This is a genomic window from Arthrobacter sp. SE2, assembly GCF_058244265.1.
Genome location: NZ_JBZAYA010000007.1, coordinates 241,088 through 250,495, shown reverse-complemented (window position 1 = coordinate 250,495; position 9,408 = coordinate 241,088). Strand labels below are relative to the sequence as shown.

Genomic DNA, 9,408 nt, shown 5'->3' with positions numbered 1-9,408 from the left:
ATCTAATCTTGACTACTTAGCCAACAGGTGTTGCAACGACCCCTAGAAACCGCCACTTGCGGGCGTGCCGCCGTCGTTCGCGTTTCAAAAGAGGTCAGGAAGGGAGTCCCTCAGCGTCTCAGCGGGGCCGTCAGCTGTTGACGTCGCCGCTGTCGTCGGCCTTGGATTCGCCCTTGAGCTTGCGTTCCTTGGCTTCGAGGTCGGCCTTGAGCTTCTTCAGCCGTTCGGCTTCGGCCTGGTTGCGACGGCGGACCTCCAGGTTCCGGAGAAAGTCGGGGTCGTCGTCGGGGGCTGTGGGATGGCTCGCGGGCTGCGGGGTAGGCCGGATGTTGTAGGGACGGCCTATAAGGAACCAGAGAACCGCGCCGAGGACCGGCAGCAGGATCATCACCACAATCCATGCAGGTTTGGAAATTCCCCGGGTAGAGCGGCGGTCGGTGCGAATGACGTCCACCAGCCCATAGACGAACACGAGCAGGACGGCCACAACTGCAACAACGCGGAGCATACCGTCAAGTCTAGTCGCCGTCGGGTCCGGTGATAGCTGTGCGATCAGGGTGCAATCAGGCTGTGAGGCTAAACTTGATCCGTGGCTTTCCTCAAATACTCCCTGATCCGCCTTGCGATCTTCGTACCGCTCTTCGTCATCTTCGCCCTCCTGCAGACGGGTTTGTTCCTCGCGGCGATTTTCGCGGGCCTCATCGCGTTCGCCATCAGCTACCTGTTCTTCCAGAAGCAGCGCGACGCCGCCACTGCCGCCATGCGCGAACGTTTCTCCGGGCGGGCCAAGCCCATCCGCTCTGCGTTGGAGATTGAAGATGCCTCGATCGAGGACCGGCTGGTCGATGAAAACCCTGCGGTAAAGGTCGAGAACGACCGCCGCCCCAAGGAATCCTAGAAGCCCAAAGCCGAGATGTGAGCTAGGTCCCCGGGGGAAGACGCCCGCTCACATATGCGGCACTTTCCACCGACGCCCGCTCACATATGCGGCACTTTCCACCGACGCTCGCTCACATATGCGGCACTTTCGACCGACGCCCGCTCACATGATGTGAGCGAGGGTTTGGGGAAACGGGGCTATATGTGAGCGAGGGTTTGGGGAAACGGGGCTATATGTGAGCGAGGGTTAGAAGCCGTGGCTCAGGATGAGGCCCAGTGAGAACAGCACGCTGTAGCCAAGGTTGATCATTCCGGTCTGCTTGAGCACCGGGATAAGGCTCTTGCGCTTCCGGCCGTTGACCATGAGCCAAGCCGGCATGAGGCAGGCAGGGATCAGCAGCAGCACTATCAGCATCCACGGCTTGGTGGGCGCCAGTATCACGACCAACAGGATCGCCACGGCCAGCATCAGGACGTAACTCTCGCGGGCGTGGCGGTCGCCAAGTCGCACCGCCAGCGTCCGCTTGCCTGCCGCCGTATCCGTGGGGATATCCCGCACATTGTTGGCCATCAGCAAGGCACACGCAATCAATCCCGTGCCGATGGCGCCGATGACGGCCGGAAGGCTCACTTGTCCGGCCTGCGTGTAGGTGGTGCCGAGCGTTGCCACCAGGCCGAAGAAAACAAACACGAACAGGTCGCCAAAGCCCATGTAGCCGTACGGGTTCTTGCCGCCGGTGTACCCCCACGCAGCAAGGACGCAGCCGATTCCCACCAGGATCAGCCACCAGCTCTGCGTGATGATCACCAGTACCAGGCCGAATATCATGGCCAGGCCGAACGCGCCGAAGGCAGCCCACTTGACCTGTGCCGGGCGTGCTACACCGGAGCCAACAAGCCGGAGCGGACCCACGCGGTCCTCATCAGTGCCACGGATACCGTCGGAGTAGTCGTTGGCGTAGTTGACCCCGATCTGCAGGAGCAGCGCCACGAGGGCGGCGAGGATGGCATTCAAGAGCCGGAAAGATTGCAGCTCGTAGGCGGCCGCTGTGCCGATCAGCACCGGCGCGATCGCAGCCGGCAGGGTGCGCAGGCGGGCGCCTTGAATCCATTGTGCAGCTGTTGCCACGTTCAGTACCTCGTGTTGTTTCGCGTTGGGGGAAGGCAAATGACGGTCAGGGAGGACGGGTCTATTCTCCCTGATGCACCTCGGTGAGAAGCTCGATCATCGCCAGCCGGTCCGGCTTTCCATTGGGGAGCATGATGAGGCCATCCGTGGTCAGCACCGTTTTGGGAGCGAGGGTCCCTAGCGATTCCTGGCAGCGGGCCTTGTAGGCCGCGATGCTTTCCGGGGAGCTGTCCTCGACGGCAACATAAGCTGCCACCGCCTGGCCCCACTCGCGGGAAGGCACCCCGGCCACGAAAGCCGCCGTGACGCCGTCGAACTTTTCAAGCTCCGCCTGGATAAACGCGGCGGAGGCTTTCACGCCGCCGGTGATGATGACGTCGTCGGCGCGTCCCAGCACCGTGAGGGTTCCGTCGTCGGCGAGCTCGCCGAGATCGTTGGTGCGGTACCAGCGGGTGCCGTCCTCCTCGAAGAACGCTTTGGCGTTCGCCTCGGGCGCGTCCAGGTAACCGGAAGCCACAGTGTCGCCGCCCAGGAGGACCCGGCCGTCGTCGTCGAGCATGACCTGGACGCCCTCAAGCGGCCTTCCGTCGTACACGCAACCGCCGCACGTCTCGGCGGAGCCATAGGTGGTCACGACCTTCAGTCCGGCCTCCCTGGCGGCGTCCAGCAGTGGGGCGGGTGCAGGCGCGCCGCCTAGGAGGATGCCGTTGAAACGGCGAAGTACTGCGACGGTCTGCGGCGATGGTGAGTCCAGGAGCCTCTGCAGCTGCGTCGGCACCAAGGAGGTGAAGCGGATCGTGTCGGTCAGCTCTTCGGCGGCGGCGGTGAAGGCCTCCGGAGTGAAGCCATTCGAAAGGTCCATGGCCCACGGGCGCGTGCCCGCGAAGAGCGAGCGGACCAGCACCTGAACCCCGGCGACGTATTGCAGCGGCAGGGCCAGGAGCCATTGGCCCTCGCCCCGGAGCGCGATGGCGGTGGCCATGGAAGAAGCGGCGAGCTCATCGACCGTGAGCACCGTGGCCTTGGGTGTACCGGTGGAACCGGAAGTGCGGACCACTACGGCGGCGTCCTCGAAACCGGGCGTTTCAACGGGGACGGCCACCGGGGTGCCGTCTTCCGGGATGATGATTTCGACGGCGGGTCCCTCGTCGTGGAGGGCGGCTGCCAGGGCTTTGAGAACGGGATCGATGTTCACGGGCGAGTCCTAGAAGTAGTACGGAAAGTTGGACCAGTCCGGATCGCGCTTCTCGAGGAAGGCTTCCTTGCCCTCCACGGCTTCGTCCGTCATGTAGGCCAGGCGCGTGGCCTCGCCGGCGAACACCTGCTGGCCGGCCAGGCCGTCGTCGGCCAGGTTGAAGGCGAACTTGAGCATGCGGATGGCCTGCGGGGATTGGCGCGCGATGTCCGCGGCATACTCCAGGGCGACCTCCTCGAGGCGCTCATGGTCCACGGCTTCGTTGACGGCACCCATGCGGACCATGTCCTCCGCGGAATACTCACGGGCCAGGAAAAAGATCTCGCGGGAGGCTTTCTGCCCGATCTGGCGGGCGAGCAGCGCCGAGCCGTAGCCGGCGTCGAAACTTCCCACAGTGGCGTCGGTCTGCTTGAACTTGCCGTGCTCGCGCGAGGCGATGGTGAGGTCCGAGACAACGTGTAGCGAATGCCCGCCACCAGCGGCCCAGCCGTTCACGACGGCGATGACCACCTTGGGCATGGTCCGCATGAGCCGCTGGACTTCCAGGATATGCAGGCGGCCGGCCCGGGCGGGGTCGATGCTCTCCTGCGTCTCGCCGTCGGCGTACCGATAGCCGTCGCGGCCGCGGATCCGCTGGTCCCCGCCGGAACAGAAGGAATGGCCGCCGTCCTTGGGGGAGGGGCCGTTTCCCGTGAGGAGCACTGTGGCGACATCCGGGGTCATCCGGGCGTGGTCCATGGCGCGGTAAAGCTCGTCAACGGTGCCGGGGCGGAAAGCGTTGCGAACCTCCGGACGGTTGAAGGCGACCCGGACCGTCGGAAGGTCCCTCGTCACTTTTCCGTCTGCGTCCCGCTCGACCTGCCTGTGGTACGTCATGTCCTGGAAATCGTCGAAACCGGACACTGTACGCCAGCGGGACGGGTCAAAGACGTCGGATACCTTGGCGGGGAAGTCGTTGCTCACCCTCAGAGTCTAGTAATCCCCTCAGCTGATGCAGAACTCGTTGCCTTCTGGATCGGCCATGGTGTGCCATTCGTGCGGCCCTTGCTTGGCTGTCCACAGGTATTTTGCGCCCCGGGCTTCGAGGGCGGCGCGGACGTCGTCCTTGTCCTGTCCGTTGAGGCGCACGTCCCAGTGAACCCGGTTCTTGACGGTTTTGTCCTCTGGAACGGTCTGGAACAGGAAGCGGCGGCGGGTGTCTTTGTCCTGGTCTTCTGCCGGGCCGATCGCCGCACCGTCTTTCCACACGAGCTTGCCGTTGTGGGTGGTGGTTTCTTCCTTCGTGGCGAAGCCTTGGTCCACCATGGACCGGATGAACGCCTCGTCCTGGGGCTCCACGATCCACTCGAGCGTCTCGGCCCACCAATCGGCCAGGACGTGCGGATTCTTGCAGTCGATCACTATCTGGAAGTTCAGTGCCATGGACTGAACCTACGACGACGGCGCGTGGCCGGGGAAGTGCCTAGCGGACAGTTCCGGTCCGGGTTTCCCAACTGACTCGCATTTGTTGTCGTTTTGAGGGCTCAAAACGACATTTAGTGCGAGTTAGTTGGGTGGGTTAGCCGCCCAGGAGTTGCGGCGGGATCGCGTAGATCAGCACGACGGCCAACAGGTTCTTGGCAGCGTGAACGAAGTAGGAGAACATCACGTTCTTGCCTGTCCAGACGTAGACGGCCACCAGGACGACGCCCATTCCGAGGTATGGGGCCAGGGCGGGAAATACCAGGCCTTCACGTCCCACGACGTGGATGGCGGCGAAACAAAGTACGGACAGCACGCAACAAAGCCAAATATTGACGCGGCGGGACAGCTTACCGATGAGCAGGTGCCTGAAGAGGTATTCCTCCACGAAGGGACCCAACACCACCAGCAAAGGCACCACGAACCAGGCCGGCAGTTGCAGGACCAGGGACTGCAGGCCCAGTTGGTTCTGCGACTCCTTGGCCGAGCCGGTAACTGTCACCAGAATGGCGGTGATCACCAGCATTGCCACGATCGACAGCGGAATCATGGCAAGCGTGAACCACGGACGGGTCGCCAGGATCAGGAGGTCGCGGGCTATGACGCGCCACGCGGCCGCAACCGCGAACAGGCCCACCGAAGCGTAGAAAGCGAGGTTGATGGCGAAGACGGCGGTTGCGGGGTCGGGGAAGACCTGCTGCATGAAAGTCGTCACCGGGGCGGTGGCTAGGCTCAGAACGGCCGCCAATGACGCGTAGAGTCCGAAAGCCGCAGCGTCCAAGCCCGTGAAACGGTATAGCCTGCCGGCTGGCGGAATGGTGCCCATACGTCCAGCGTAACGCCCCGGTTTGTTGCCCGCGTCACGCTCCGCCGAAATCACCGGGTAGGATGGTTTTGCCGGATTTACCTTCGATGCTTCCGTGTTTTCGCTACTGATTCGACTCGCCAACAGGTTGAAAGCTCGAATTGTTCGTGCCGATGCGCATGAAGCCAGGACCGGCATATCCTCAACCCACAAGGAACAGCTGTGCCTCAAAACACCACAACCGACCTTCAGCGTGAGCCGGGAACCCTGGCTGCGCCCAGTACCTCTACAACTTCCGAAAACCTCAGCGCCGAGGGCTACCAGAAGACCCTGAGCCGCCGCCACGTCACGATGATCGCGATGGGCGGCGCGATCGGCGTCGGCCTCTTCATGGGTGCGGGTGGACGTCTGGCCTCAACCGGCCCGGCCCTCATTTTCTCGTACGCCATTGCCGGCGTCATTGCCTACCTGCTGATGCGGGCCCTTGGCGAACTGATCATGTACCGTCAGACCTCCGGCTCCTTTGTCAGCTACGCCGGTGAAATGTTCGGCAAAAAGGGCGCCTTCCTCTCCGGTTGGATGTACTTCATCAACTGGGCCATGACGGGCATCGCCGAACTCATTGCCATCGGCCTGTACTTCCAGTTCTTCTTCCCGAACGTTCCCGTTGAGCTGTCCGCCATCGCCGCGCTGGTACTGCTGGTGGCCGTGAACCTGTTCAGCGTCAAGGCCTTCGGTGAGTTCGAGTTCTGGGCTTCCTGCCTCAAGGTCGCCGCGATCCTGATCTTCCTGGCCGTGGGCACCTTCATGGTGGTCACGAACGCACAGGTCGGCACCGGTCACGCTTCTGTGGGGAACCTCTTCGCTGCCGATGGCGGCATGTTCCCCAAGGGCGGCCTGGTGATGATCCTGGTCCTCAACGCTGTGATCTTCGCTTACAACGCCATTGAACTGGTCGGCATTACCGCTGGCGAGATGCAGAACCCGGAACGCGAAGTGCCCAAGGCGATCCGCGCCGTCGTGATCCGCATTGTTGTTTTCTACGTCGGTTCCGTCATGTTGCTGGCGATGCTCCTGCCTTCGGACCAGTATCACGCGGGAACGTCCCCGTTCGTCACGGTCTTCGGCCAGATGGGCTTGCCGTGGATGGGCGACGTCATGAACATGGTCGTCATCACCGCCGCACTGTCCTCATGCAACTCCGGCCTGTACTCGATCGGCCGCATCTTCCGCACCATGGCCAACAACGGACATGCCCCCAAATGGCTCACCAAGATGTCCACCCGCCACGTGCCGTACGCGGCCATCCTGGCAATCGGCGCGGTCTACCTCGTGGGCATCCTGCTCAACATCTGGTTGGGCGGTTCGCACGCCTTCGACCTCGCGCTGAACACGGCCTCGATCGGCGTCATCTTCACGTGGGGTTCGATCTTCGCCAGCCAGATCGCGCTGCGCAAGAAGAAGGGCAACGTTTCCAGCCTGCCGATGCCCGGTTCCCCGTGGACCAGCTGGGTTGGCCTGGTCGCCCTCTTGGCCATCACCGTGCTGATCGGCATGGACACCATGACGGACAAGGCCACGGGCGAGGTGTTCCTCCTTGGCCTCTGGACCCTGGCCACCATTCCGTTCTTCGCCTTGGTGCTGTGGCTGGGCTGGCAGAAGGTCAAGAACAACGAGCCGAAGAGCGAGCTGTTTAGCTAGTCCCCACCGGCTCCCAACCTTCGCAAGCTCAGGTAGGGGCCCTCGCCGGCGTGGGCCCAACGCTTAGTAGCCCGACGACGGCGGGCGCCTCCCGCTCCGGGGGGCGCCCGCCGTCGTAGCCCCTAGTCCCTCAAGTGCTTCGCGAAGTGGTCCTCGATCCGCCGCCAGGCTTCCGGAGCGGCGGCCGGATCGGGTTTGATGCCCATCACCCGCATCAACGGCCGCAGGGGCCGGGGCCCCACCGGAACGTCGTTCATGAAGGCGTGGCCCGCCGTCGGGAATTCCTTGACGTCGTGCTCGATCCCGAGGTTCGTCAGAGTGGCCTCCAATTTCGCGGCCGCTCCCGGCATCGTCCGGTCCTTGCCTCCGTAGTTGGCCACCACCGGGCACGCCCCCTCCAAAGCCTGCTCCAGGCGCCGCGGCACCTGGCCGTAGTTCACGGAGGCGGCGTCGAAGTCGTCGTGGGCCGCTAGCAGGGCGAATGCTCCGCCCATGCAGAAACCGATGACCCCCACTTTTCCGGTGCACCGGGCATCGTTGCGGAGCCAGGTCCGCGCAGTGGACACATCCGTGAATGCCCGGCCCGTGCCCGACATCAGGGAGCGCATGGTTGCCACGAGGCAGCGCCTCGCGCCGCCGTCGCTGTAGAGGTCGACGGCGAGCGTCAAGTAACCGGCCGAGGCGAGCCGGTCTGCGTGCCGCCGCATCACGTCGTCGAGCCCAAAGGCCTCATGGATGAGTACAACGCCGGGAAACGGCCCTTCGCCGTCGGGCTCGGCAAGGTACCCCTTCAGGCTCCGCGAGCCTCCTGCCGCCACACTGTCCGCGCTCAAGTCGATGTGCACCATGGGTGCAATCCTGCCAGACCCCGCAAGTGTCTTGTCGGCTGCTTTTGTCAGCGGTCGCGGTTAGGCTCGATGCATGGACCACAGCACCACTCTCAGCCAGCACATCAACGCCTCCCGGGAGAAAGTCTGGGCCGTCATCAGCGATATTCCGGGCTCGGCCAAGACGCTCTCGGGCGTCAAAGCCATTCAGATGCTCAGCGACGGAGCCTACGGTGAGGGCACGCGGTGGAAGGAAACCCGCGCCATGATGGGCAGGGAGGAAACCGTCGAAATGCACGTTTCCCAGAGCGATCCGCCGCGCGCCACCACGGTCAAAGCGCGGCAGGGCGGTGCGGACTACACAGCGCGCTTCACCCTTGAAGAGCGCGACGGCGGGACCCAACTGGTGTTGTTCTTCGGCGCGGAGGTCCTCAAGCCGACTTTCTTCAGCAAGCTCATGATGGCTGCGTTCGGCAAGCTCGGGATGAGCGTCACACGGAAGGCGCTCGCGAAGGATCTCGCCGAGATCGCGGCGAAAGCGGAGGCCCTCTGATGGCGGCGGTCGCCAAGGTGACGGCGCCCCGCATCTCCCCGATCAGGCTCGACGAACTCCGCGACGACCCCGCGCCGGACTTTCAGCGCGGGGAACGGTACGACGGCGTCCGCCTCACCCGTGCCGTTGCCGACGGAGCGGAGCTGAGCGGAGCGGACTTCATCGAGTGTGAATTCAACGGAGTCTCCTTCAACGAAGCACAGCTGCGTGGCGCGACCTTCCGGGACTGCATCCTGAATGAGCCCTACGCACCGGTGTTTACCGCTGCACGCACTTCGTGGCGTGAAGTGGAGATCAGCAACCCGCGTTGGGGTTCCGCGGAGATGTACGAGGGCGCCTGGCATTCGGTAAAGATCGACGGCGGCAAGCTGGACTTCCTGAACCTGCGTGGATCCAAGCTCACGGATGTGGTGATCACGGGCTGCATCATCAACGAGCTCGACCTCGGGGCTTGTACCGCGACGCGGGTGGTGCTCAAGGATTGCACCATCGGGACGCTGGATGTCACCGGGGCCAAGCTCAAGGACGTGGACCTGCGTGGCTCGGACTTCCGGATGATCAATGGACTCGGCGGCCTGTCCGGCGTGGTCATCGATGATTACCAGCTCAGCCTATTGGCACCCCTTTTGGCCGGACACCTGGGTATCCGGGTGATCTGAGTGGAACAACGGGGTCCCGAGGTGACGGCTGACCGCAGGGCGGTTGACCGCGTCATGGTTGACCGCGGGGTGGTTGACCGCGGGGTGGTTGACCGCGGGGTGGTTGACCGCGGGGCGGTTGACCGCGGGGCGGTTGACCGCGGGGCGGCGCCGTGTAATCTTTATAGAACGAACGGTCGGTAAATTATTCACCGGCCCC

The 9,408-nt window shown here is 63.7% G+C and carries 11 protein-coding genes; 4 read left to right on the top strand and 7 right to left on the bottom strand.

Going from position 1 to position 9,408, the window contains the following annotated elements; translation table 11 throughout:
* Positions 1-130 precede the first annotated feature (130 nt).
* Positions 131-508 (bottom strand): PLD nuclease N-terminal domain-containing protein, encoded by a 378-nt coding sequence (locus tag AC4CS3_RS12450; protein ID WP_437771316.1) that lies wholly within the window; start codon positions 506-508, stop codon positions 131-133.
* 81 nt (positions 509-589) lie between these two features.
* On the opposite strand from AC4CS3_RS12450, the gene AC4CS3_RS12445 reads away from it, so the two are divergent.
* A complete protein-coding gene (locus AC4CS3_RS12445; RefSeq protein ID WP_437771315.1) occupies positions 590-898 on the top strand; it encodes a DUF4229 domain-containing protein in 309 nt (102 codons plus the stop codon).
* 228 nt (positions 899-1,126) lie between these two features.
* Here the strand turns inward: AC4CS3_RS12445 and AC4CS3_RS12440 are convergent, their stop codons facing one another.
* The 5 genes from AC4CS3_RS12440 to AC4CS3_RS12420 form a co-directional block, all read right to left on the bottom strand.
* On the bottom strand, positions 1,127-2,008 hold the full coding sequence (locus AC4CS3_RS12440; RefSeq protein WP_490783739.1) for a 1,4-dihydroxy-2-naphthoate polyprenyltransferase: 882 nt from the start codon (positions 2,006-2,008) through the stop codon (positions 1,127-1,129).
* Between the two features lie 61 nt (positions 2,009-2,069).
* The gene (locus AC4CS3_RS12435; protein ID WP_490783738.1) at positions 2,070-3,203 is read right to left on the bottom strand and encodes an AMP-binding protein; all 1,134 of its coding nucleotides are present in this window, start codon (positions 3,201-3,203) and stop codon (positions 2,070-2,072) included.
* Positions 3,204-3,212: 9 nt separating this feature from the next.
* Positions 3,213-4,166, bottom strand: a complete 954-nt coding sequence (locus tag AC4CS3_RS12430; protein ID WP_490783737.1) for a 1,4-dihydroxy-2-naphthoyl-CoA synthase — start codon at positions 4,164-4,166, stop codon at positions 3,213-3,215.
* Positions 4,167-4,187: 21 nt separating this feature from the next.
* Positions 4,188-4,625 carry a VOC family protein gene (locus tag AC4CS3_RS12425; protein WP_490783736.1) on the bottom strand — a complete coding sequence of 146 codons (438 nt, stop codon included), beginning with the start codon at positions 4,623-4,625 and terminating at the stop codon, positions 4,188-4,190.
* Between the two features lie 136 nt (positions 4,626-4,761).
* Positions 4,762-5,490: a CPBP family intramembrane glutamic endopeptidase gene (locus AC4CS3_RS12420; RefSeq protein WP_490783735.1), complete on the bottom strand. Its 729-nt coding sequence runs from the start codon at positions 5,488-5,490 to the stop codon at positions 4,762-4,764.
* Between the two features lie 201 nt (positions 5,491-5,691).
* Between AC4CS3_RS12420 and AC4CS3_RS12415 the strand changes: the two genes are divergently transcribed.
* Positions 5,692-7,170 carry an amino acid permease gene (locus AC4CS3_RS12415; protein WP_345448984.1) on the top strand — a complete coding sequence of 493 codons (1,479 nt, stop codon included), beginning with the start codon at positions 5,692-5,694 and terminating at the stop codon, positions 7,168-7,170.
* A gap of 122 nt (positions 7,171-7,292) precedes the next feature.
* Here the strand turns inward: AC4CS3_RS12415 and AC4CS3_RS12410 are convergent, their stop codons facing one another.
* Positions 7,293-8,018, bottom strand: coding sequence for a dienelactone hydrolase family protein (locus AC4CS3_RS12410; RefSeq protein ID WP_490783734.1), 726 nt, complete (start codon positions 8,016-8,018; stop codon positions 7,293-7,295).
* A 73-nt stretch (positions 8,019-8,091) separates the two neighbouring features.
* Between AC4CS3_RS12410 and AC4CS3_RS12405 the strand changes: the two genes are divergently transcribed.
* The gene (locus AC4CS3_RS12405; RefSeq protein WP_490783733.1) at positions 8,092-8,550 is read left to right on the top strand and encodes an SRPBCC family protein; all 459 of its coding nucleotides are present in this window, start codon (positions 8,092-8,094) and stop codon (positions 8,548-8,550) included.
* On the top strand, positions 8,550-9,209 hold the full coding sequence (locus tag AC4CS3_RS12400; RefSeq protein ID WP_490783732.1) for a pentapeptide repeat-containing protein: 660 nt from the start codon (positions 8,550-8,552) through the stop codon (positions 9,207-9,209). Before AC4CS3_RS12405 ends, AC4CS3_RS12400 begins: the two co-directional genes overlap by 1 nt.
* The last annotated feature ends 199 nt before the right edge of the window (positions 9,210-9,408 follow it).

Bases quoted from the DNA above. Each gene is read 5' to 3' on its own strand.
- AC4CS3_RS12450 (WP_437771316.1), bottom strand. From the start codon at position 508: ATGCTCCGCGTTGTTGCAGTTGTGGCCGTCCTGCTCGTGTTCGTCTAT.
- AC4CS3_RS12425 (WP_490783736.1), bottom strand. From the start codon at position 4,625: ATGGCACTGAACTTCCAGATAGTGATCGACTGCAAGAATCCGCACGTC.
- AC4CS3_RS12420 (WP_490783735.1), bottom strand. From the start codon at position 5,490: ATGGGCACCATTCCGCCAGCCGGCAGGCTATACCGTTTCACGGGCTTG.
- AC4CS3_RS12410 (WP_490783734.1), bottom strand. From the start codon at position 8,018: ATGGTGCACATCGACTTGAGCGCGGACAGTGTGGCGGCAGGAGGCTCG.
- AC4CS3_RS12405 (WP_490783733.1), top strand. From the start codon at position 8,092: ATGGACCACAGCACCACTCTCAGCCAGCACATCAACGCCTCCCGGGAG.
- AC4CS3_RS12400 (WP_490783732.1), top strand. From the start codon at position 8,550: ATGGCGGCGGTCGCCAAGGTGACGGCGCCCCGCATCTCCCCGATCAGG.